The sequence below is a fragment of the Bartonella sp. AA83SXKL genome, from assembly GCF_042196965.1.
GTDB lineage: Bacteria > Pseudomonadota > Alphaproteobacteria > Rhizobiales > Rhizobiaceae > Bartonella.
The window spans coordinates 55,881-80,102 of record NZ_JBHIRG010000003.1 but is presented as its reverse complement, the minus strand read 5'-3'; the positions used below and the strand labels follow the sequence as shown (position 1 = coordinate 80,102).

Below are 24,222 nucleotides of genomic sequence, written 5' to 3'. Positions count from 1 at the left end.
TTATTACTTAAATTAAAATTCAAAGCTCTAAACAGAGCTTTGAATTTCTCTTGGCAAATTCAAAGAAGTACCTTATAAGTAAAAAGAGGATAAATTTTTATTAAATAGCAAAAAACAGTGAAAAAACAGGGCTGGTCTGCGCTTTTATTGGGTAAAAATGGTCTTTGCTTTTTAACGTTTACAGGTGGAGTTGTGTTACACGCCACTAACGTTTATATTGTTATTACTATTTTACCCTCTCTTATGAATCATATTGGCAGTGAAATATATTATTCTTGGGTAGCTACTGTCTTTATTACAGCTTCACTCGTGGGTACTTCACTTGCAACAAAAATATTAGGGAAATTAGGTCCTCGCAATGCGTATGTTATTTCTGGACTTATCTTCACCCTAGGCACTTTTATGTGCAGCATTTCTTCATCTATGCCATTGTTTTTAATAGGACGCTTTATTCAAGGATTTGGAAGTGGTTCTTTGTTATCCCTATCCTATTCCATGGTACGGATTGTTTTCAGCCCATCTTTATGGTCACATGCATTAAGTATTATCTCTGTAATGTGGGGAATATCAACCTTGTTAGGACCAGCAATCGGGGGGCTTTCTGTATATTATGGCCTATGGCGAGCATCCTTTTTGGTCATTGGCGTATTAGCTATATTTTTCTCACTCATCGCCTTTAAATTTTTACCAAAAAAGAATGAAAACGATGTTCCAACACCCCCTCTTCCTCTTCTCCAGCTTTTCATACTCACCTTATTGATTTTTATTATTTCTGTTGGAGGGGCTATGGAGTCTACAATAGCAAAAATTTGCGGATTAGTTATCGGACTTAGTCTTCTCTTTGTTCTAGCAAAAATCGAATCATCTACCCCTCATCCTATGTTGCCCCGCAAATCCTTTTCTTTCTCTTCTGAAATCTTTTCTGTTTACGCATTGATACTTGTTATGACAACAGTCGTATACAGTATAGAACTTTATTTTCCACTTTTTCTTCAAGAGCTTCATGGGCAAGCTCCACTTATTGCTGGTTATATAGCAGCACTTATGAGCCTAGGGTGGACATGTGGAGCCATCTCAAGTGCTGGTGTCTCCACAAAAAAAATTCGCAACATCATTGTATACTCGCCCCTATTAAAACTGTTAGGCATAGTGATTCTTTTATGGCTCATCCCAACAGAAGTTTCCGCGCTTAAATATATTTTTATTATTTGCTTAGCACTGTTTTCTATTGGAATCAGTGCGGGCATAGCATGGCCACATTTGCTCACAAGGATCTTACAATGTGCAAATGATGAAGATGCTCTCCGTGCCAGTGAATCCCTTACCTCTGTACAACTATTTTCAGCGGCCTTAAGTGCAACTCTAGCAGGAGTCATCACCAATCTTGCTGGTCTCTTTAATCCTGGAGGAACAATAGGAATGATCTTAGCAGCAAAAACTCTTCTTATAGTGCTCATGGGTCTTTTATTTTGTCTTGCTATTCCATTAGCACTGCGCATTTCTTACTGCATATTAAAAAACCCAACAGGACATTCCAATAACTAAAAATAAATATAAAAATTCCTTCTTCATTTTAAAAATGAAAGTATTAAGCATGCTTTTCCATATACCATGAGACGCAAAAAACCATTAATCCACACAAAGTTAGAACACTTCCTAAAACAGCTGTATATTCATAATTATAACCCAATTTTAAAACTAATGCTCCAGATTCTGCACCAAGAGCGTTGGCAATATTAAAAGCAGACTGCATTAATGCTCCTGCCAAAATCTGTCCCTGTAGTGCAACATCCATAATTTTTGTTTGTATAGAAGGCATAGCAGCAAAAGAAGTTCCAACAAAAAAGCATCCTATTGCCGCTGTTAACGGAGCATAGGATAAAAAGAAAAAAACAAAAAAAACAAATACGCTCCAAAGCATAGACAAAAATATCATCGGCGAAATACCAATTTTAACGGCCAATTTAGGCCCCAAGAGATTTCCTACCACCATACCCAATCCAACTAACGGCATGATAAATGGTACCAACTCAAGTGAAACACCAGAAATATGCATTAACGTTGGCTTGATATAAGTAAAAACAGAAAATAATCCTGACGCTCCCACCGAAACCATCAACAAAAGAAGCCACACCTGCTTTTGCTTTAATGCACCCATTTCTTGCAAAGGATTCGTTTTTGGAAAAATTGAATCACAAGGAAAAAAATTCCAAATAAGCAAGCTACACAATAAAGCAATCATACCCACAAGGATAAAAGCAATCTGCCAACCAATAAGTTGACCAATCCAAGTAGCACTTGGTGCTCCCAAAACGGTTGCAATTGTTAAGCCGAGCATAACATATCCAACAGCTTTAGAACGTTCTTTCATTTCTACCATTGAAGAAGCAACCATAGCCGCAAGTCCAAAATAGATTCCATGGGGAAGTCCACTGAGAAAGCGTAATACTACTAATATGCTAAAATCAGAAAAAAAGGCACTAGCAATATTTGCTAAAGCATAAAAAAGCATCAATCCTATCAAAACAGTTTTGCGTGATACCTGAGCTGTTGCCACAGCTAAAAGAGGTGCTCCAATCACAACTCCTAATGCATAAGCAGAAATATATTGACCAGCGGTAGGAATATCAACATAGGAACTTCGTGCCATCTCTGGCAGTAGCCCCATTGCAACAAACTCTGCAGTACCAATAGCAAAACTGCCCACGGCAAGAGCTAAAATTATTAAACGTCGTATTCTCGAATCAATTCCCAATACAAGAACCTTTTGTTGATAAGAATCCCTCATATCATCACTTCTGAATAGGAGTTTTAACTGTAAATATCTGTAATACACACAAACAAAAATTCAAAACATTGTTATACGCATGCCCAATAGTCCCCAATAAAGTTTTAGAAATATTTTGATATATAAAGCATTTTATGGAGTTTTAAGTAAGATTCTTTAATGGAAAATCTTTGAAAACCTCAAGATCATAGACGTATTCACCTATTTCTATCAGATCTACCAGATAATAAACTTTGTCTCCTCTTTTTAGCCGTTGAAATTTACAGTGAAAAATTTATTTTACAACGATATACTATACCCTATAAATAATTCTAAAATTTGCTGAATAATGCATTTCAAACAAGTGAACAATATCTCATCATTATCTTGATACAAAGATAAAACCTCTCCCCCAATTATTGTTGCTTTATTTTTGCTATCTAAATGCAGATCCCCCAAATCGATAAGCTATAATTTCAACTCTAGGCCATTCTTATAAATTATTATAGAGTCTTTTAAAAATTCTCATGATAATAGTGCTTGGTTTCTAGATTTATTAAATATCCTCTTTTAGGCATCTTTCCCCCTCCCTCACAGAGGAATCGCATCAGATATCTAACTCACTATCTGTAAATTAAAATATTCACGTAAATATATTATTGATTATTTTCAGATAAATTCTATAAACAAAGTATAAAATAAATATAATAATTTTTATTTCAATATATCTATTAATATTTTATAATATATTATAATTATTGTGATTATTGTTTAATTTATTATGACATAATATATATAGTTTTATAATATTAATAATATTAAATAAATCTATTTTAAATAAATTTATATATAAAAACTTAAAAAATAAAATTATAACATTTTAAATTTTGTAATTTTATTTTAGTTTTCTTTTAATTTTCTAAAAATTTATCTATTCGATTGTATATAACCTATTCTTTACCTTTAGTAATAAAAAACACAAATTATCTCATAAAAATACAATTTTCATACTTCTTTAAGAGTTCGCTAACGCCTCATTAACATTGTTGCTTTAAACAGTCATCAGAAACAGAAATAAACTGTTTTTCTCCGGATCAGGTAGCGCGTACCGGAGTAACAGTTTCTGTTTTATATAGTAATTAGAAAAAGAATATATGCCCTATAAAACCGCACTTCTATATCTTAGGATAGTGGAATTTATAATTTTGGAAGGTGTTTCTAATTTCATATTTTTAGCTAAATTTGTAAATGCAAGAATAAATTCAATAAAAAAATGAAACGCTATATTACGATTAATATTTTAGCGTCCTTGTGCCCATAGAGCGCGCGTTTCAGCGCAAAAATCAGCATAACAGCCTTCTTCAATGGCATCACGAATTCCCTGCATCAGTTGTTGATAATAAAAAAGATTATTCCAAGTCAACAACATCCCCCCAAGAGATTCACCAGATTTAATCAAATGATGCAAATAAGCACAACTATAATCATGTGCTGCTGGACAAAGTGACTGCGGATCAAGAGGATGTGGATCTTCTGCATAACGCGCATTACGCAAATTAATTCTACCAAAGCGGGTAAAAGCTAAACCATGACGTCCTGCACGCGTCGGCATAACACAATCAAACATATCAACACCACGAGCAACACTTTGTAAAATATCATCAGGTGTCCCTACCCCCATAAGATAGCGTGGTTTATCCTCTGGTAAAATCGGACAAGTAGTATCCAATACTGCTGTCATAACACTCTGCGGCTCACCAACAGCAAGCCCTCCAATAGCGTAACCTTTTAAATCCATTTCTTTTAATGCTTGAGCAGAACGTTCACGTAGTTTCATATTATCACCACCTTGAACAATACCAAACAATGCTTTATTGGGCTGATCTCCAAAAGCTGTTTTACAACGCTGCGCCCACCGCAATGAAAGTTCCATAGCTTTTTCCATTTCTTTTTCAGTTGCAGGTAACGCAATACATTGATCCAACTGCATCTGGATATCCGCACCAAGAAGTTCTTGAATTTCGATAGAACGCTCTGGACTCATTTCATAGTAAGCTCCATTAATGTAAGAGCGAAAAATCACACCTTGTTCAGTAATTTTACGGATTCCCGCCAATGACATAACCTGAAAGCCACCAGAATCGGTTAAAATAGGTCCGCTCCAGCGTGAAAATTCATGTAATCCTCCCAAACGCGCAACACGTTCAGCTCCTGGACGTAACATTAAATGATAAGTATTCCCTAAAATGATATCTGCACCAAGATCACGTATCTGATCCATATACATAGCCTTAACGGTTCCTGCCGTTCCAACAGGCATAAATGCGGGTGTACGAACACATCCTCGCCCCGTTATAATTTCGCCTCGACGTGCATACCCATCTTGAGCAATTTTTCTATAATGAAATGTCTTTATCATAACTCTCGTCTTTTTGATTCCATCACTGCATATCTCTATAGAAAGAAAAAAGATATCCCCTTACGAGCATTGTCATAAGCTTTATGAATTAATTTTTGATTCGCTCAATATTGTAACCAGCATAAAAAATTAAACGAGATAAAAGAACATTTCTTGTTAAGAAATCACCATAATAAAAGTAATAATCTAGCTCCAGAAAAATAGTAAAATCCTTATAATATCATACCTCAAAATACCTACGCTTAACGCACTAAAGCCTTGATAGAACTACAAAATTATTATCACAATAATCTCATCTTCACATACTTCCATAAGCAATAACTTTGTACGCATAGAAGAAAATTCTGAACGCATTGTACAGCCTACAATATTGTTTACTTTTACAGATAAAAATTTTTCATCTGCTGAGCACGGTGATCCCCACGCTTAATAAAAGCGCAAATGAGCATAATCATTTATCCCCTTACAATATTGAGATAGCTCTTGGCACTTGAGATAATTCACAAAAGGAATTAACGTGTAAAAACACTTAAAAAAACTAAAAATGCTTTTTGTAAAGATTCTCAAATATCAAAAGCTCTATCGTAACATTAGAGGCTGAAAAAGCGTATGATGTCCCCCTCTTGCTCCTTCACAAGCTTTAAAGATGGTGGTGCATAATAGATTTATAGCTTTAAAACTATACACGCCACGAACGTCATTATGGAAGTGAATGTTGATATGTACTGAGAAATGCTTCTTAAAAAACACGTAAATGTGCAACATTAAGTATATTCCATTTGGAGCGTTCCTCTATTAAAAAACGAGAAAAATAAAAGCGTAAGTCCATGCATAATCTTCATTATTTAAAAGATATTGCATTAGATACTTAAAAAAAGTAAAGTTGAATTAAAAAGGAGATGGCAAGACTAGCCATTTGTTTCACTTCTGCGCCTTTATTATATTCTTCTAAGATTAATTCTTATTTTAAAGATTACACCAATATACATAAACGCTGATTTTCCACCTTGCTAGGCAAAACTGGAGCAGCTAGTAAGGCTCTTATCCGTATTAATATGTGTGCGGCTGCATTAGGATTGGATGTTGATTTACAAGCAGCAACAAAAGCACACGCTCTCTCAGGAAAATAACATCATAAAACCATTAATAGACCAACAATAAATTGAAGAGAAATGCCGAATTTTTTATAAAACACTTTTCCAAACAAAAACCATAACATAACAGACTTTGCGTTTTCTTATTCTGACAGGTGTTTGTACAAATCCTTTACATTATACTCTTCAGGAAGATCCGATTGAAGTAAATATATGGACAATTCTTAGCTCGAAATTATAAAAGGTAAGCGTGATACTACAAAATAGTTTTGTGTGCCTTTATTGATCAGAAAAGAGTATTTTTTCTTAGAAACTTACAATTGAAGTCAGTATAATTTATACTATTTTGCATCCGCAGCAATAACGGCTTTGGTAATTGAATCTGGATCTGCAACAGGTTCACCACGTTTAATTTTGTCAACATTTTCCATACCTTCAACAACCTGTCCCCATATGGAATATTGACGATCAAGCCACGGAGCATCTGCAAAACAAATAAAAAACTGAGAATTAGCAGAATTTGGATTCTGACTACGTGCCATAGAAACTGTACCACGCTTATGAGAAAGATTTGAAAACTCTGCTGTTAAATTTATTTTTTCTGCCCCCCCCATACCAGCACGTGATAAATCGAATTTATCACTATCCTTCTTTCCAAATTGCACATCCCCTGTTTGCGCCATAAAACCATCAATAACGCGATGGAAAATAACATTATCATAAGCACCTTCACGTACCAGTTCTTTAATACGTGCAACATGACAAGGTGCTAAATCAGCAAAAAGCTCAATAACAACTCTGCCCTTTGTTGTTTCAAGAATTAAAGTATTCTCTAGATTTTTATTCTCAGCCATATGGAAAGCTCCCTTGATTCATTTCTCAACTTGTAAAGTAGCAGCATTAATAACATCAGGATTTTTTACAGATCCATTATTACTTGTCGTACCTTTTTTTATTTTATCAACAACATCCATCCCCTTTATAACCTCTCCAACAACCGTATACTGACCGTTTAAAAAAGCAGTATCATCAAAACAAATGAAGAATTGAGAATTCGCGGAATCCGGATCTTGTGATCGTGCCATCCCAACTGTACCACGCTTAAACGGCTGTTTTGAAAACTCTGCCGGTATATTAGGATAATTTGAGCCCCCCATACCAACGCGTTTCAGATCAAAATCTCTACTGCCCTTTTTTCCAAATTCTACATCACCAGTTTGTGCCATAAAGCCAGGAATTACACGATGAAAAACAACATTATTATAGGCCCCTTCCTCTGTTAATCTTTTGATTTGCGCAACATGTTTTGGCGCCAAATCAGGACGCAGACGAATAACAACATCACCATTGTTGAGAGATAAAACAAGAAGGCTTGCATCACTTGCTGGGCTAGGATTACCAGCGACAGGGGACAATGAAAAAAAACAAAATACACATATCAAAACAGCAAAAATTCTACGAGACACACTTATTCTCCCTTAAAAGATTGGTATTTCAAGCTTAAAGCTTGTGCAACATTGGGCGGTACAAATGGTGTCACATCACCTCCCATAGAGGCAATTTGGCGTACCAATGTAGAAGTTATCGCACGCCCAGAAACACTTGCCGGCAAAAAAACAGTTTGCAATTCAGGAGCCAGAATGCCATTCATCCCTGCCATTTGCATTTCATAATCAAGATCAGTACCATCACGCAATCCACGAACGAGAAATGAAGCACCAACTTCACGCGCCTTCTCAATGAGAAGGTTACTAAATGAAAGAACCTGCAATCGATTAGAATCTGCACCAAACAAGTCTTTCCCTACCTGCATAATGAAATCAACACGCTCTTCAAAGCTAAAGAGTGTTTTTTTGTCAGCCTGTATACCTATAGCGACGACCACCTTATCAGCTAACACAAAACACCCTTTTAAAACATCAAGATGACCGTTTGTAAGAGGATCAAATGAACCTGCGTAAAGAGCAATTTTCATGATTTTACTCCTTCCTCTTCAAAATTATTTTTCTTCGCTCATATCAATCGTATCAGAATGCTTCACACTTTCATCATCTAATGAACTCGTATCATCTTCAGGTTCAGAAATACGTTCAACCGATACGACTCTTTCACCTTCAGCTGTATTAAAAATCGTAACGCCCTTAGTTGAGCGCCCAGCAGTACGAATTCCCTCAATAGGGACACGAATAAGCTGCCCCCCATCTGATACCAACATAATTTGATCTTGCGCCTTCACCGGAAAAGCCGCTACTAATTTACCAATTTCAGCTGTTTTAGATGGATCTGTTGCGCGAATCCCTTTTCCGCCACGTCCCGAAATCCGGAACTCATAGGAAGAAGAGCGTTTACCATAACCAAACTCACTCACCGTCAAAAGCATTTGTTCACGTGCATGAAGTTCTGCATAACGTTCATCTGTTAACTCTGTTTCAGCACCCCCATCTTCCTCATCAAGAGTTATAATATCTTCAATATCAGCATCTGCACCAGAAGCACGCCGTTCACTCATTACACGTTTAATATAAGCAGAACGCTCAATGGACGTCGCCTCGACATGCTCTAAAATTGTCATCGAAATGACTTTATCGCCTTTAGCTAAATTGATACCACGAACTCCCACAGAATTACGCCCAGCAAAGACCCGAACATCAACAACTGGAAAACGGATACATTGTCCATTGGCTGTTGTTAGAACAACATCATCATGTTCTGTACAGGTTTCAACAGAAAGAATTTCATCTTCTTCATCAAGTTTCATCGCAATTTTACCATTACGATTAACCTGAACGAAATCTGATAATTTATTACGACGCACAGTTCCACGTGTTGTCGCGAACATAATATCTAATGCACTCCAGCTCGCTTCATCTTCAGGCAAAGGCATAATCGTTGTAATACGCTCACCTTGTTGTAAGGGAAGCATATTGATCAAAGCCCGCCCACGCGATTGGGGTGTCCCCAGCGGCAGTCGCCAAACTTTTTCCTTATAAACAATCCCACGTGATGAAAAGAAAAGAACCGGAGTATGCGTATTGGCAACAAACAACCGCGTTACAAAATCCTCATCCTTCGTGGACATACCAGAACGCCCCTTACCACCACGTCGCTGTGCACGATAGGTATTAAGAGGCACACGCTTAATATAGCCACTATGGCTTACCGTTACCACCATATCCTCTGATGCGATCAGATCTTCACTCTCCATCTCAGCGCTACCAAAACCAAATACGGTACGTCGCGGCGTTGCAAATTCCTCACGAAGAGCACTCAACTCATCCTTAACAATACACATAATGCGTACACGTGATGCCAAGATCTCAAGATAGTCAGCAATATCCACACCAATTTTATTCAATTCATCAGCGATTTCATCACGCCCAAGGGCTGTCAATCGTTGCAAACGCAATTCTAAAATAGCACGCGCCTGTTCTTCAGAGAGATTATAAGTACCATCCTCATGAATAATATGACGAGGATCATCAATAAGTTTAATCAAAGGCGCGACATCCATCGCTGGCCAGCGTCGCTCCATTAACTGTGCACGTGCTGTCTGCGGATCAGGAGCTTTGCGAATAAGCGCTATAATTTCATCAATATTGGCAACAGCAAGGGCAAGTCCAACCAAAACATGTGCTCGCTCACGCGCTTTACGCAAAAGATATTTTGTTCGCCGACTGACAACTTCTTCCCGAAAAGAAACAAATGCACGAAGCATATCAAGCAACGTCATCTGTTCGGGTTTTCCCCCATTCAAAGCAACCATATTACAACCAAAGGAAGTTTGTAGCGGCGTATACCGATATAATTGGTTTAAAACAACTTCCGCAACAACATCTTTCTTCAGCTCAATAACAACGCGATATCCATCACGATCAGATTCGTCACGCAAATCAGAGATTCCCTCAATGCGTTTATCGCGCACCAATTCAGCCATTTTCTCAATCATTGTTGCCTTATTAACTTGATAAGGGATCTCACTCACAATAATTGCTTGTCGACCACTGCGAATTTCTTCGATCTCAACTTTAGCACGCATAATGATTGAGCCACGCCCTGTTTCATAAGCTGCACGAACACCAGAGTGGCCAAGGATAATACCCCCTGTAGGAAAATCCGGACCAGGAATAATTTCAATTATTTTATCGAGTGTGATATCGGGATTATCAATCAAAGCGATACAACCATCAACGACTTCACCAAGATTATGGGGAGGAATATTGGTTGCCATTCCCACAGCAATCCCCCCTGACCCATTAACCAAAAGATTGGGAAAACGCGCTGGCAAGACAACCGGTTCACGCTCACGCCCATCGTAATTATCCTGAAAATCAACAGTATCTTTATCAATATCAGCTAAAAGTTCTTCTGAAACTTTTTCTAAACGACACTCAGTATAGCGCATAGCCGCGGGTGGATCACCATCAACGGAACCAAAATTTCCCTGACCATCAATCAATGGATTTCTTAAAGAAAAGTCCTGCGCCATACGTACTAAAGCATCATAAATTGAAGCATCACCATGGGGATGAAATTTCCCCATAACCTCACCAACAACACCAGCAGATTTACGATATGACTTATTAAAAGAAAGCCCCATCTCATTCATAGCATAAAGGATACGTCGATGAACAGGCTTAAGACCATCACGAACATCAGGGAGTGCACGTGAAACAATCACGCTCATCGCATAATCGAGATAGGAGCGTTGCATTTCATCAATAATACTGATTGGTTCAATACCTGTTAGCACATCACGTTCTGGGTGTGGAGTAAGATCGGTCACAATTTTAAAACTTTCAAAAAAGAATCATTTCACTTTATTTATATCGAAAAATACACCAAAATGCTAATTTCTCCCCCATGACAAAAAGTCATTTAACAATATTTTTCAATATGTTATTAATTTATGTTAAAATTACCAATAATAATCAACAATTTTCACTTCGCTAAACTTCAAAAATCTGAAACAAACAAATCATAAAGTAATCGTAATACGACAAATAAAGACTCTTAAAAAGGTACGTCATCATCTAATTTGTGTGAAAAATTTTCTCCCAATTGATTATTATTTTGACCAAACGTATTTCTCTGATTTGAGTTACTATCGGCAAAGCCACCACTATAACTCCCCCCTTGACTTGCTCCTTGCTCCCCGCCCGCGGCTCCCCGCCCATCAAGCATTTGTAATTCGCCACGGTACTTTTGCAAAACAACCTCTGTTGTATAACGGTCATTTCCATTTTGATCTTGCCATTTTCTTGTCTGTAACTGCCCCTCAATGTAAATTTTGCTGCCTTTTTTTAAATATTGCTCTGCAACTTTGACAAGGTTTTCATTAAAAATAACAATATTATGCCACTCAGTGCGTTCTTTTCGCTCATTTGTATTCCTATCACGCCAACTTTCTGAAGTAGCAATACGTAAATTTGCCACTTGGTCACCAGAATTCAAACGGCGGATTTCAGGATCCGCACCAAGATTACCAATCAGAATAACTTTATTAAGGCTACCAGCCATCGCATAAACTCCAAAATTTTAATTCGTAAAATACTCTGTTTTATAACAGTTATAACCATCTCGACCTTCAATTTACATGTCTGCAATTGACCTTCAATATGGATATTGCTATCCTTTCCCAATATTGTATCCGTGTAATTATAACAAAAGATGATAAAGACGCATAGTTTATTCCACCACAAGAGAATAAAAAGCTGCTCATTTGTATTTTTCTTTTCACAAAACTTATACCTTCCTTTAGCATTAAAGCAGTTAAACACATTGTAATTCTAAAAAAACAGTTTTATTCCATTTTAGGTGCTCAATTTTTGCCACATATGCCAAGGATAAAGTATGACTCATCAAAAATATATCTCCATTCGCGGTGCACGTGAGCATAACCTTAAAAATATTGATCTCGATCTTCCTCGTGATAAACTCATTGTTATAACAGGACTTTCTGGATCAGGGAAATCATCCTTAGCGTTTGATACAATTTACGCTGAAGGACAGCGTCGCTATGTCGAAAGCCTTTCAGCCTATGCACGCCAATTTTTGGAAGTCATGCAAAAACCTGATGTCGACCGTATAGACGGTCTCTCTCCAGCTATCTCCATTGAACAAAAAACAACCAGTCGCAATCCTCGTTCAACGGTAGGTACCGTTACTGAAATCCACGATTACATGCGTCTTCTCTTTGCACGTATTGGTATTCCTCATTCTCCTGTGACAGGACTTCCTATTGAAAGCCAGACAGTAAGCCAAATGGTGGATCAAATTATGTCCTTACCAGAAGGAACGCGAATTTTTATTATGGCCCCTTTGGTGCGAGGACGAAAGGGAGAATATAAAAAAGAGCTAACAGAACTTTTAAAAAGAGGATTTCAACGCGCTAAAGTTGATGGAAAATTCTATGAAATCGCTGATATTCCACCTCTTGATAAAAAATATAAACACGACATCGATGTCGTGGTAGACCGCATTGTTGTACAGAAGGATATCACCTCTCGCTTGGCTGATAGTATAGAAACCTGTTTACAGCTAGCAAATGGGCTTGCCATTGCTGAAATGGCAGACCAACCCTTAGCACAAAAAGAAACGACAAAGGAATCTGCTCATAAGTCGAAAAATAATACACACAAACGGCTCATTTTTTCAGAAAAGTTTTCCTGCCCTGTATCGGGTTTTTCTATTCCTGAAATTGAACCACGCCTTTTTTCGTTTAATAATCCTTTTGGCGCCTGTCCTCTCTGCGATGGACTGGGCATCAAAAAAGCAATGGATCCACTGAAAATTGTGCCCAATAAAAATCTTACCCTCAAAAATGGCGCCATTGCTCCTTGGGCTAAATCGGATTCACTTTATTATAGCCAAACCCTAGAAGCATTAGGAAAAGCTTACGGTTTCAAACTCACAGATCAATGGTGTGAACTCTCTAATGAAGCACAACAGGCTATTCTCTACGGTACAAAAAGAGATGAAATTTCTTTTATCTATAAAAATAATTCTGGTTCGCATAAAACGACCCAACCTTTTGAAGGAATCATCCCTAATATGGAGAGACGCTGGAAAGAAACCGATTCTGCTTGGTCTCGAGAAGAAATCGAACGTTATATGTCTTCTTCGCCCTGCCCAGCTTGTCACGGTTATCGTTTAAAACCAGAGGCACTTGCTGTAAAAATCAACGGAATGCATATTGGGCAAATATCAGATCTTTCTATTCTAAAAGCAGATGATTGGTTTGCCAATGTTCATCAATATCTCACAGAAAAACAACGTAATATCGCCGTACGTATTTTAAAAGAAATTCGTGAACGTTTGGCTTTTTTAAATCATGTAGGATTGGAATATCTTACCTTGTCTCGAAATTCAGGAACGCTTTCAGGTGGAGAAAGCCAACGCATTCGGTTGGCATCCCAAATTGGTTCTGGTCTTACAGGCGTTCTTTATATTTTAGATGAACCATCTATCGGTTTACACCAACGCGATAACGAACGCCTGTTGGAAATGCTGCGCCATTTGCGCAATCTTGGCAATACAGTTATTGTTGTTGAACATGATGAAGATGCTATTCTCACAGCGGATCATGTTGTCGATATGGGGCCTGCCGCGGGCGTTCATGGTGGAGAAATCATAGCGCAAGGGACACCGCAGGAAATTATAGAAAATTCAGCCTCTCTCACAGGCCAATACCTTTCAGGAAAAATGGCTGTTAAAATGCCGACAGAGCGACGCAAAATATCAAAAACGAAAATACTTAAAATCATCGGCGCCAAAGGCAATAACCTCAAAAATATCAATGCGAATATTCCTCTTGGAACCTTCACATGCATAACTGGTGTTTCTGGAGGAGGAAAATCAACATTTCTTATTGAAACGCTTTTCAAAGCAGCATCACATCATATCATGGGCTCTCATCACAGCCCTGCCAGCTATGACAAAATTGAAGGATTAGAATTTCTTGATAAAGTCATCGATATCAACCAGTCCCCTATTGGACGCACCCCACGCTCTAATCCCGCAACCTATACAGGCGCTTTTACACCGATTCGTGAGTGGTTTGCCGATCTTCCAGAATCAAAAGCCCGCGGTTACAAAGCTGGGCGTTTTTCATTTAATGTTAAAGGAGGACGTTGCGAAGCATGTCAAGGTGATGGAGTCATCAAAATTGAAATGCACTTTTTACCTGATGTCTATGTTACTTGCGATGTCTGTAAAGGAAAACGCTATAACCGAGAAACACTAGAAATAAAATTCAAAGGACAGTCTATAGCCGATATTTTGGATATGACAATTGAAAAGGCAGAGGAATTTTTCCAAGCTATTCCCACTATTCATAATAAAATGGAAACTCTCATTAAAGTAGGATTGGGTTACATAAAAGTAGGACAGCAAGCAACCACACTTTCTGGTGGGGAAGCACAACGTGTAAAACTTGCGAAAGAACTTTCTCGTAAAACAACGGGACGTACACTCTATATTTTGGATGAACCGACAACAGGTTTACATTTTCATGATATTTCCAAACTTCTTGAAGTGCTTCACGAACTAGTCGAGCAAGGCAACACAGTTATAGTCATTGAACATAACCTTGATGTTATAAAGACAGCCGACTGGATTATTGATTTAGGACCAGAAGGTGGAGATCGCGGTGGTGAAATTGTTGCAATTGGACGCCCTGAAGACATCATTAAGGTTCCCGCTTCCTATACGGGAAAATTTCTAAAACATGTTTTACTGCGCCCATCTCTCTATAATTCCAATTCTTAGAAACGCTTTCTATTGTAAAATACAGTATACTAACAAAGCCTGTACTTTTATTATTACCTGTAAACCAACACCTAATTCCAGTGGTGCAACATGTTTGAAGCAAAGACTAAAAACAATTTAGCGCTTTATAAGCTGTTTCAGTTGTCGTATTATCAAATAAGAATGGGCGCATAATTGCGTATTTATTCTCTGTTTTGTTTATACCTGAAACGACCAGACAGCCTAAACTGGGAAGAATACGAAGTTTTAAGGGTATAAATAAGTTCCTATCTTTCCATTTCCTTTTAATTTATCTTTATGATTTTCAAAGACATCCACAGCAATATCTTATAATGAAGATTGCCATTGCTTCACGCTTTTATTTATCGCGTTCCTTAATGAAGATCACATTCCTCACGAAGGGACAAAACGCCCCAAACGGAATATATTTGCGTTGCCAATTCCCACATCTGTTTTAAAGAAACATTTCTCAATGCTCTCAAGCCCATTTCACGACGGCTCCTATGAATGCTATAATGATAAACTCATTATTGTACACCACCATCTTTACGTTTACGAAGAAGCATAATCGGCATCATCACACTTTTTTCCAATATTTGTCTTCCCTACTCCCTAATATTGTAAAGCCTTTAGTTATCGAAAGCTTTCATAAAAAGCATTTTATTTATTTTTTCAAATGTTGTTATCCACACACTCATAACTATTTATGATATATAAAAGTATCGTTTTGATTGATTGACGATAAAAAGATCTAAAATGAGAAAATCTTACGCTATTAGAATTTCTCATTTAATGTGGAGAGAGTCTAATTATCCTTATAAGTCAAGATATTATCTAACAAAAAAGAAACAAAACTCTTTTATTATATTATTTGAATTCTTGTATAAGAATTGTAAGTTTTTTTCCAAAAAAACAGTATTTGGCTGTATTCTACAAAAGAAACTCTCCTAAAAGAGCTTAGAGTATCATTATTTTCGACTTTTTGTGCACAAAGTATCTGTTGGACATCTTACAGTTGTCAATATAATGTGATGCAGTCTAAAAAGACAAAATAACGTTGGAGATAATTTCAGCATGAAAAAAATTGAAGCCATTATAAAACCTTTCAAACTTGATGAAGTGAAAGAAGCGCTTCAAAAAATTGGGTTACATGGTATTACAGTAACAGAAGCGAAAGGTTTTGGTCGTCAAAGGGAACATACAGAACTTTATCGTGGTACGAAATATGTTGTTGACTTTCTACCTAAAGTAAAGATTGAAATTGTTGTGTCCGATGAAAAACTGGAACAAACTGTTGATGCAATACGTAAAGCAGCTCAAACCAAACATATAGGGGATGGAAAGATATTTGTCTTTTCCATTGATGATGCAATTCGTATAGGCACGGACGAAACCGGTATCGATGCCCTTTAATAAATAACGAGAAAATTCACTTTTTTATCCACCTCAACGCCATATTAAGGAAATTGAATATGACAACCGCATCAGATATTATCAAACAGATTACAGACAACGAAATCCGTTTTGTTGATTTACGTTTTACTGATCCACGAGGAAAATTGCATCATATTACAATGGATATCGCAGAGATCAGCGAGGATACTTTTAGTGATGGTGTCATGTTTGATGGTTCTTCAATTGCTGGTTGGAAAACAATTAATGAATCTGACATGATTTTAATGCCAGATCCAGCAACAGCACATATTGATCCTTTTTTTGCTCAATCTACTTTGGTCATATTTTGTGATGTACTTGATCCTGTCTCTGGTGAGTTTTATCGTAGAGATCCTCGTTCTATCGCCAAAAGGGCTGAGGTTTATATGAAATCTTTAAACATTGGAGATACAATCAATGTGGGTCCAGAAGCTGAGTTTTTTATCTTTGATGATGTACGCTATAAAACGGACCCTTACAACACAGGGTTTAAACTCGATTCAAGTGAACTTCCCTCTAATGATGATACGGAATATGAAACAGGAAATCTAGGGCATCGCCCACGAATAAAGGGAGGCTACCTTCCTGTTCCGCCGATTGACTCCTGCCAAGATATGCGTTCTGAAATGCTCACAGCACTCAAGGATATGGGCGTACAGGTCGAAAAACACCATCACGAAGTAGCAGCAGGACAACATGAATTGGGTATTCGTTTTGATACACTTGTTCGCGAGGCTGACAAGATGCAAATTTTTAAATATGTTGTACATCAAATAGCAAACAGCTATGGGAAAACAGCAACCTTCATGCCAAAACCAGTTTTTGGTGATAACGGCTCTGGAATGCATGTCCACATTTCCATTTGGAAAGATGGTAAACCCATTTTTGCAGGAAATGAATATGCCGGACTATCAGAAACCTGTCTGTTTTTTATCGGTGGTGTTATTAAGCACGCAAAAGCAATAAATGCTTTTACCAACCCATCCACAAACTCCTATAAACGTTTGGTTCCTGGTTATGAAGCTCCTGTTCTTCTTGCCTATTCAGCACGTAATCGTTCTGCATCTTGCCGTATTCCTATGAGCTCCTCACCAAATTCAAAACGCGTAGAAGTTCGTTTTCCAGACCCAACAGCAAATCCCTATTTGGCATTTGCAGCCCTTTTAATGGCTGGTCTTGACGGTATCAAAAACAAAATTCATCCCGGACATGCTATGGATAAAGATCTTTATGATCTTCCCTTAAAGGAACTTAAAGAAATCCCTACTGTTTCAGGAAGCCTGCGTGAAGCGCTTGAAGCACTTGACAAAGATCGTGGCTTTCTTAAAGCTGGCGACGTTTTTGATGATGATCAGATTAATTCCTTCATTCAAGTAAAGATGCAAGAAGTCTTGCGTTACGAAACAACACCCCATCCTGTTGAATTTGATATGTACTATTCTGTTTAAACAATCAATACGCATTCTTTTGATTTTAAAAATGGAGGCTTTTGCCTCCATTTTTGTGGATATTCTTCTCATGCAAAAGCGCAAGAGGCTTTTTGCTCGTCCGCTTTTCCTTTATAATGTGTTGAATCTCTTCAAATGAATTAACAAAGGTTTCTAATGCCGCGAATTTGTTTTCTCGTTCCCGTTCTTTTATGCATTGTCTTTATCACATCAACAACTAAAGCACATACAATAACCAACCAAAAACTTACAACTCTTGAGAAAGCAACATCTGCTTATAGTAAAGCACTTAAAAATGCCGATGCAAATGCCATCTTAAATGCTATTCCTCCCCAAGTCATCAACCGCTTAACCGCCAAAAAAAATCTTAATCAATCACAATTTCTACAAATCATGAAAAGCCAAATAGAACGGTTGGCAGAAAGTTACAAGATTGAAACGATCAACATTGATCAAAAACAAAAACGTGAAGGTACCCTTGATAATGGTACCCCTTATTTTGTTATACCCGTGGAGCTTGTAACCACAACAAATGCTGGAAAAAAATGCTCTATTCAAACTGAAATTATTGCCCTACTTCACGATAACCAATGGTATTTTATCCGTGGCAATGACGAAGCGCTCTTAACCATAACCAATGAACTATTTCCTGGACTTGATAAAGTAAAAACCAATCCTCAAAAAGTCACAAAAATACTCTGAGCGAAAAGAATGCACGTAAATAAAAGATTTTCCCCTATAAACAAGTTGTAACAATTGTAGCAGCAGCATTAAATTCAACTTTTTTATGAGCACGGCGTGCTATTGTGTCTTTATCCGTTCCCCATTGCTCCATCATCCAATCTTCATCTAAATGGGCAATAGACCAAGCATGATCAGCATCAATGTTTCCCGCAGCAACAGCAAGAGCAATGAGAGCAGATCCCGTTAATGTTGTCATCATATGAAGTGCCGCAAGTATATAAGCAGACTCAACTCTACGTAAATAATGACTCACAGCTTGAAGTGCTTCTGGTGATTGTTCCACATGCATCAGCCCTTCTGTCAAATAAAACCGCGCACCCAGTTTTTTTTCTGCCCAATCTAATAAAGGATCCCATTGTTCAGATTGTTTTTGCACCAACTCTTTAGGTGTCTGTGCACGATAAAAGATCATATCACATGCAACGAAACGCAATAAATCTTCAAAAACCGCCTGCATATCATCAGCGATACCATCAATAACAGTATTAACCAAACGCGTCATCGGCATTTTTGCAGGATCAACAACGTGCTTTTGGTTCTCAAATTCCTGAGCAACGTATTCAGCAAACACTTCTGTTGGCACATGAAAATGACGCCTTGCGGGCGTTTTTACAGGACGTTCATCCAACAAAATCGTAAAGCCGCCCTCCTCACAAGCGATCTTCACTTGCTTATAAAACCGTTTTGGGTGTGATTGGAATGAAAGATTTTGAATCTTTTGAACAGAACTCTTTTTATTCAATGGCATATCAAAATGATCCAAAATCTCACGCATATTTGTTTACCTCTGATTTTTTCAAGAAAGCGACTGTTTCTTTAGGTTCTGTAGCTTCAATAAGGTTTAATCTGACCTTCTTAACGATTCCAAAGAAGAAAAAAATCTTGCCAATCTCAATCTAACTTAAGAGTTATATTTCATGTTTCTTTTACAAACAAGACAATGATGATTGCCTTTTATATATTTAATACAATCATAATAGTAAAACAATTTTTAAAAGTATTATCTTAATTAAGACGTTAAATATATTGAGTTTTATGGCAAAGATGTTCACGCCTTACCAATTTGCTTATTATTCACCTATAATAGTATTATCAATATGAACAGATTCAAAAACGCTGCTCATCCAAAAAATGATAGAGCAGTGCGGTTTACGTGTCATTCACCTTCGCTTAACCATTCCAATAATTCTCTAACATATCCAATAAATACCCTGCATAGAATTTTTCTGCTCAATTACTCCCCTAAAAGACGCTGTTTTACGGCATGATAGAATAATGAACAGACAAAATTATAATTGTAAATTTTCTTTCATATATACATTATTTTATAAAGCACTAAATTACTTAACGCATTGTGCTTGATATACTCTACATATTACACTAATTTAAATTTAGGCATATAATTATAAAGAATAGAGATCATGCAATCTGAAAATAATACTTTTATCTATACACTTGGCCCTGCAGATACTAACTGTGCAGCAGCAGCACAGTGGTGGCTTGACAATCACAATAAAAATATTTTGTTCACTGACTCGAGATCCCGTATTATCTTATACGCAACTCTTGAAGAAGCATTTAATGAACTTGCTCAGAAAAAGGATGGATATCTCTTAAGCTGTGCTGCTTACCCTGATTTGCATACACTCATATTTACCCGTTTAGGTGATATGCAATTATTTGACAGCTTTATCATGCCTACTCACTCTATGGTTTTAGCTAAACGCAATAACATTGATGAAATTAAAACCGTAGCGACTCATTCTGCCCCGCAATCTTTGGTAGCTCATCAATATGACAAAGTATTTGCCAACAGCAATGCTGATGCAGCCGTTCTTTGTAAGGCTGAAAAAGCCGATGCTTGTATCACAACATCAGTTGCGGCAAATCGCTATAAGCTGAATATTGTCGAAAATTTTGGACAAGTGCCAATGGCCTTTTTGCTCCACTCACTAAAGTCAACTAATCATGAAAAAATCTGAAGCGCTTCTTTCCATTGTTAACTTGGTTGACAAATTCCGTATGCGCCAAGAACGAGATGGGAGCATTAAAGAACCAACTTCAGCAGATAATAATATGATCAATGAATTGATCACTCTGCTGAACCACCATGCCAATATTCTTGACGGATTATCTCCAAAACTTTTAGCGACCATTTCTGATGATCTTCATCAGTGGATAATCAGCGGTTTAACGACCCCTCCTAAATTTGATAACACTTTGGCTGCTTTCAAAGCCCCATTACCAGATGCTCCCTTGTTTTTCTTGGCTCCAATGCGTGCAACAAATGGACCTGATCCAGAAGGATTCCAGCTGGAATTAGTTACAGGATATCGTCATGAAACGGCCTATCTTGCTGACGCCTCAAAATATACAAATAATTATCTATCACCTTTTCAATGTATAAAAATGGGAATAGCATCAAGAGGTTTTTTAGAAGGCAATTGCATTGTTCTATTCCCAGAATCTGTAGCGGCTGCTCAAAAAATTGATAAGCAAGCATTTGCTTTGTTTTTTTTCAGTAAATTCTTTGATATTTACAACAAGCAAACAATTGTGGAAGCTGAACGTTTACTCGGTCGAGATAGTAAATTCCTGTTCGGTCAATTGCATAGTCGTAACTTATCCAAAGAAGACATTTACGATGCTCGCTGTTTGTGGGGCTATTATCATGACTATGCACATCATACCGGACCGCGGCCATTGGATAAAAATCTGTATATAAAATTAAATTGGTTTACAGGTCTTCTAGAAGAAACTAAAGTTGATTTAATTACAGTGCGTATTATGCTACAAAATCATCCAAAATTTTGGAAAGAAATAACTGAATTTATCCTATTAGAACGCATATTTCGTTATCCAAAAGATTCTGATCAGCATATGACATTCGATGCTGGTACAGGGATCTTGCTTTTTGAAATATTGATGCGGAACAAAGCATTGATTGAAACAAATCAAGGTTATCTTCAATTTGATTTGGAGCGTCTTGAAAAAGTAATAATATTGATGATAGCAGATATAGAAGCACTTGAAGCATTAGATGATGACGCTTATTTGGCAGGAGCTAAAGATTATATCCAAAATAATCTTGGTAAGCCGCAAACTTCACAGTCACGATTTAATTTTTCAACATCATCTTATGCACAGCGAGTGATTAGAGGATTAAATCATTGAGTTTTATAAAAGGACGATTATTATTATTTACTTTTGCCATTCTAGCATTGTTTTCCATAAGTTGGTTATTATCTAAGAATTTGGTTAGCAATATACCCGTCATGCATGCGGTTGGACTTAGGTTGTTTGCCACCGCTGCCACCTTATGGCTGATTGCAGTATTTCGTGAGAAAGCTGTTTTCAGATCCCTACCATTGCTTTCCATGATACCTTCTTTTTTAATTCTCTCAGTGTTAGGATTCTCGCTGTATTTTGTATGCAGCTTTGGTGCATTAAAATCGCTCAAAGCCAGTGATTTAACCATGGTGCTCGCTACTATTCCAGGAATTACTTATATATTAGGTGCATTGACAAATGTCCTTAAATTCTCATGGCTGAAGCTTAGTGGAGTGATAATTGTCAGTGTAGCAGCTGTGGCATTCAATATAAACAATGGAGAAGGTGGATACAGCCTAATAGGAATAGCTCTTGCTTTAACAGCAGCCCTTTCTTACTCTGCTTATGGCTTATTGTCTAAACGTTATCTTAAAAATCTACCTTTGCTCACCTCACTGGCTTGGATCACGACAATTTCTGCAGCATCATTTATGCCATTATTTATTTTTGATCCTGCCCCACTCTTCTATCTTAAGTTAGAAGATATATTTAAAATATTGATTTTAGGAACTGTTTGCTCGGCACCAGTTTACGTATTATATCAAAAAGTTTTAGCCGAAGGAGGCGTATTATACGCCAACACTATCGGCGTATTATCCCCTTTTGCAGTGATTGCATGTGAATGGATAATCGGCTCGAGCCCTTCTCTCAATATGATCAAAATAATTGCTATGATTGTAGTTGTTATAGGGATGACACTCTTATTTATAGATGCATCAAAGGTATCTACATGGCAACATAAACGCCATTCTCAAAACTCCAAATTTAATAAGGAAACAAAATGAAAAAACTCGCGTTAGTTTGCCAGCGCAATGCAAAATTACCATTTATATTTGAAGCAGCACAAGCAGCTAATATCGAATTAGTAATGATCTATGATACCGCTGAAAGCGTTCCCTCTCAACACCCTGCAGCAGTAACTTCAACTTGGCAACTTCCTGTTTTTGATAACCCAGAGGCAGCTCTAGACACTTTTGCAACAGGAGCAAAAGAACGCAATATTTCTGGGGTTATGACCCTTCGCGAAGAAGCCATCCTATGGACAGCTTTGGCTGCAAAAAAAATCAATACTCCAAGTATTGAACCAGAAGTAGCAGCATTAACCAGAAATAAATATCTCATGCGTCAAACTTTCGCTAAAGCAGGCTTAAGAACACCAGGATTCTTTTATATAGATCATCCAGAAGACCTATCAAAAACACAAGCCTTGGATTATCCAGTCGTTATTAAACCCGTCTCTGGATGGGCAAGTGCAGGCGTCATGTTAGCTAAAAATTCCGCTGAACTTCCTGATCTCATTAAAGCCGTATGGAATGTTCAGCATAAAGACATGGCACGTTTTAATGATAAAAGTAAACCTGTAGGCTTAGTCGTAGAACAGTATTTGCCAGGAAAAGAGTTTGTCGTAGAATGCTTTGTTGATACAGCAGGTGTACACGTTCTATCCGTTGGAGACAAGGGACAGCCTGAGGGACCATGGTTTGAAGAAACAATTTATCGTCAACGATGTGATATAGATGATCCTTTAATTATTGCTTTATGTGAGGCTGCATGCTCTGGAGTTAAAGCTCTTGGTATAAATATGGGTGCTGCCCATGTAGAGCTACGCCTAGATGCTAATAATTTACCTTATATCATTGAGATAGGCGCTCGTATAGGTGGATCAGGTGTTTCCCATTTTATTGTTGAGCAAGGTACAGGAATTTCATTTGCAAAACTATGTATGAATGCCGCTTTAGCTGAACAAACCCCAGACCTTCCCGATATACTCCCAACTGAAAAAGTGGCGGCAAATTATATTATTCCTCTTCATGGGTATGGACGGTTTTCTGGATTTTCAGGTCTGGATAAGGTTGCACAGCATCCTCAAACCGCCAGAACTATCATTTTTTTTGAAACCAATCACATTTCACCACCTCCACCAGCATTTGGTGGATATCCTGGTTTTATTTTCTCTGTTCATAACTCAAACGAAGAAGCACGCAATTACCATAAATGGCTCGATGATACCTTAAGCATCATATGGCAAAATACTGATTTATAATGATAATTTATCGTTATTCATATTGAATGAGAACGCCGATATCGTAGGATTTTCTCATTTTAAATCTGTTTATCAGATGAACAAATTTTTTAAAGCATTTGAAAAATGCTATAGTAGATAAAAATAAATCAACACGATATTTTCATATTTATTAAAACACATGATATCATTATTAA

Annotated in this window: 18 protein-coding genes; 10 read left to right on the top strand and 8 right to left on the bottom strand. The window is 37.3% G+C overall.

Features of this window, described 5'->3' with window-relative positions; genetic code table 11:
* Nucleotides 1-117 precede the first annotated feature (117 nt).
* Nucleotides 118-1,545 (top strand): MFS transporter, encoded by a 1,428-nt coding sequence (locus tag ACFINO_RS02530; protein ID WP_375643009.1) that lies wholly within the window; start codon nucleotides 118-120, stop codon nucleotides 1,543-1,545.
* A gap of 43 nt (nucleotides 1,546-1,588) precedes the next feature.
* Here the strand turns inward: ACFINO_RS02530 and ACFINO_RS02525 are convergent, their stop codons facing one another.
* Entirely contained in the window at nucleotides 1,589-2,788 is a 1,200-nt protein-coding gene (locus ACFINO_RS02525) for an MFS transporter (RefSeq protein WP_375617766.1), read from the bottom strand.
* Nucleotides 2,789-4,067: 1,279 nt separating this feature from the next.
* A complete protein-coding gene (tgt, locus tag ACFINO_RS02520; RefSeq protein WP_375634460.1) occupies nucleotides 4,068-5,186 on the bottom strand; it encodes a tRNA guanosine(34) transglycosylase Tgt in 1,119 nt (372 codons plus the stop codon).
* A 1,007-nt stretch (nucleotides 5,187-6,193) separates the two neighbouring features.
* Between tgt and ACFINO_RS02515 the strand changes: the two genes are divergently transcribed.
* A complete protein-coding gene (locus ACFINO_RS02515; RefSeq protein WP_375633837.1) occupies nucleotides 6,194-6,316 on the top strand; it encodes a hypothetical protein in 123 nt (40 codons plus the stop codon).
* 305 nt (nucleotides 6,317-6,621) lie between these two features.
* On the opposite strand, the gene ACFINO_RS02510 is transcribed toward ACFINO_RS02515, so the two are convergent.
* From ACFINO_RS02510 to ssb, 5 genes are all read right to left on the bottom strand, one after another.
* The gene (locus ACFINO_RS02510) at nucleotides 6,622-7,134 is read right to left on the bottom strand and encodes a peptidylprolyl isomerase (protein WP_375654999.1); all 513 of its coding nucleotides are present in this window, start codon (nucleotides 7,132-7,134) and stop codon (nucleotides 6,622-6,624) included.
* Between the two features lie 18 nt (nucleotides 7,135-7,152).
* Nucleotides 7,153-7,746, bottom strand: coding sequence for a peptidylprolyl isomerase (locus ACFINO_RS02505; protein WP_375654998.1), 594 nt, complete (start codon nucleotides 7,744-7,746; stop codon nucleotides 7,153-7,155).
* Between the two features lie 2 nt (nucleotides 7,747-7,748).
* Nucleotides 7,749-8,255 carry a pantetheine-phosphate adenylyltransferase gene (coaD, locus tag ACFINO_RS02500; RefSeq protein WP_375634457.1) on the bottom strand — a complete coding sequence of 169 codons (507 nt, stop codon included), beginning with the start codon at nucleotides 8,253-8,255 and terminating at the stop codon, nucleotides 7,749-7,751.
* 24 nt (nucleotides 8,256-8,279) lie between these two features.
* Nucleotides 8,280-11,063, bottom strand: coding sequence for a DNA gyrase subunit A (gene gyrA, locus ACFINO_RS02495; protein ID WP_375654997.1), 2,784 nt, complete (start codon nucleotides 11,061-11,063; stop codon nucleotides 8,280-8,282).
* 227 nt (nucleotides 11,064-11,290) lie between these two features.
* Nucleotides 11,291-11,797 carry a single-stranded DNA-binding protein gene (ssb, locus tag ACFINO_RS02490; RefSeq protein WP_375633841.1) on the bottom strand — a complete coding sequence of 169 codons (507 nt, stop codon included), beginning with the start codon at nucleotides 11,795-11,797 and terminating at the stop codon, nucleotides 11,291-11,293.
* 333 nt (nucleotides 11,798-12,130) lie between these two features.
* Here ssb and uvrA point away from each other — a divergent pair, with 333 nt between their 5' ends.
* From uvrA to ACFINO_RS02470, 4 genes are all read left to right on the top strand, one after another.
* A complete protein-coding gene (gene uvrA / locus ACFINO_RS02485; protein ID WP_375654996.1) occupies nucleotides 12,131-15,046 on the top strand; it encodes an excinuclease ABC subunit UvrA in 2,916 nt (971 codons plus the stop codon).
* A gap of 1,074 nt (nucleotides 15,047-16,120) precedes the next feature.
* On the top strand, nucleotides 16,121-16,459 hold the full coding sequence (locus ACFINO_RS02480) for a P-II family nitrogen regulator (protein WP_015856528.1): 339 nt from the start codon (nucleotides 16,121-16,123) through the stop codon (nucleotides 16,457-16,459).
* 59 nt (nucleotides 16,460-16,518) lie between these two features.
* Complete coding sequence (glnA, locus tag ACFINO_RS02475; RefSeq protein ID WP_375634454.1) at nucleotides 16,519-17,928, top strand: type I glutamate--ammonia ligase; 1,410 nt, start codon at nucleotides 16,519-16,521, stop codon at nucleotides 17,926-17,928.
* Between the two features lie 156 nt (nucleotides 17,929-18,084).
* A complete protein-coding gene (locus ACFINO_RS02470) occupies nucleotides 18,085-18,630 on the top strand; it encodes a hypothetical protein (protein WP_375621407.1) in 546 nt (181 codons plus the stop codon).
* Nucleotides 18,631-18,664: 34 nt separating this feature from the next.
* On the opposite strand, the gene ACFINO_RS02465 is transcribed toward ACFINO_RS02470, so the two are convergent.
* Nucleotides 18,665-19,447, bottom strand: a complete 783-nt coding sequence (locus ACFINO_RS02465) for an ATP12 family chaperone protein (RefSeq protein WP_375643021.1) — start codon at nucleotides 19,445-19,447, stop codon at nucleotides 18,665-18,667.
* 646 nt (nucleotides 19,448-20,093) lie between these two features.
* Here ACFINO_RS02465 and ACFINO_RS02460 point away from each other — a divergent pair.
* Genes ACFINO_RS02460 through ACFINO_RS02445 form a run of 4 tightly spaced genes read left to right on the top strand, consistent with a single transcriptional unit; the run spans nucleotide 20,094 to nucleotide 24,046 of the window.
* The gene (locus ACFINO_RS02460) at nucleotides 20,094-20,654 is read left to right on the top strand and encodes a prephenate dehydratase domain-containing protein (protein WP_375654995.1); all 561 of its coding nucleotides are present in this window, start codon (nucleotides 20,094-20,096) and stop codon (nucleotides 20,652-20,654) included.
* Nucleotides 20,641-21,846 (top strand): DUF6421 family protein, encoded by a 1,206-nt coding sequence (locus tag ACFINO_RS02455; RefSeq protein WP_375654994.1) that lies wholly within the window; start codon nucleotides 20,641-20,643, stop codon nucleotides 21,844-21,846. The genes ACFINO_RS02460 and ACFINO_RS02455 overlap by 14 nt, the downstream gene beginning before the upstream one ends.
* Nucleotides 21,843-22,787, top strand: a complete 945-nt coding sequence (locus ACFINO_RS02450; protein ID WP_375654993.1) for a DMT family transporter — start codon at nucleotides 21,843-21,845, stop codon at nucleotides 22,785-22,787. Before ACFINO_RS02455 ends, ACFINO_RS02450 begins: the two co-directional genes overlap by 4 nt.
* A complete protein-coding gene (locus ACFINO_RS02445) occupies nucleotides 22,784-24,046 on the top strand; it encodes an acetyl-CoA carboxylase biotin carboxylase subunit family protein (RefSeq protein WP_375643036.1) in 1,263 nt (420 codons plus the stop codon). The genes ACFINO_RS02450 and ACFINO_RS02445 overlap by 4 nt, the downstream gene beginning before the upstream one ends.
* Nucleotides 24,047-24,222: the final 176 nt, after the last annotated feature.

Excerpts from the sequence above, each read along its gene's own strand:
- ACFINO_RS02525 (WP_375617766.1), bottom strand. The coding sequence starts at position 2,788 with ATGAGGGATTCTTATCAACAAAAGGTTCTTGTATTGGGAATTGATTCG.
- tgt (WP_375634460.1), bottom strand. The coding sequence starts at position 5,186 with ATGATAAAGACATTTCATTATAGAAAAATTGCTCAAGATGGGTATGCA.
- ACFINO_RS02510 (WP_375654999.1), bottom strand. The coding sequence starts at position 7,134 with ATGGCTGAGAATAAAAATCTAGAGAATACTTTAATTCTTGAAACAACA.
- coaD (WP_375634457.1), bottom strand. The coding sequence starts at position 8,255 with ATGAAAATTGCTCTTTACGCAGGTTCATTTGATCCTCTTACAAACGGT.
- ssb (WP_375633841.1), bottom strand. The coding sequence starts at position 11,797 with ATGGCTGGTAGCCTTAATAAAGTTATTCTGATTGGTAATCTTGGTGCG.
- uvrA (WP_375654996.1), top strand. The coding sequence starts at position 12,131 with ATGACTCATCAAAAATATATCTCCATTCGCGGTGCACGTGAGCATAAC.
- ACFINO_RS02480 (WP_015856528.1), top strand. The coding sequence starts at position 16,121 with ATGAAAAAAATTGAAGCCATTATAAAACCTTTCAAACTTGATGAAGTG.
- glnA (WP_375634454.1), top strand. The coding sequence starts at position 16,519 with ATGACAACCGCATCAGATATTATCAAACAGATTACAGACAACGAAATC.
- ACFINO_RS02470 (WP_375621407.1), top strand. The coding sequence starts at position 18,085 with ATGCCGCGAATTTGTTTTCTCGTTCCCGTTCTTTTATGCATTGTCTTT.
- ACFINO_RS02465 (WP_375643021.1), bottom strand. The coding sequence starts at position 19,447 with ATGCGTGAGATTTTGGATCATTTTGATATGCCATTGAATAAAAAGAGT.
- ACFINO_RS02460 (WP_375654995.1), top strand. The coding sequence starts at position 20,094 with ATGCAATCTGAAAATAATACTTTTATCTATACACTTGGCCCTGCAGAT.
- ACFINO_RS02455 (WP_375654994.1), top strand. The coding sequence starts at position 20,641 with ATGAAAAAATCTGAAGCGCTTCTTTCCATTGTTAACTTGGTTGACAAA.
- ACFINO_RS02445 (WP_375643036.1), top strand. The coding sequence starts at position 22,784 with ATGAAAAAACTCGCGTTAGTTTGCCAGCGCAATGCAAAATTACCATTT.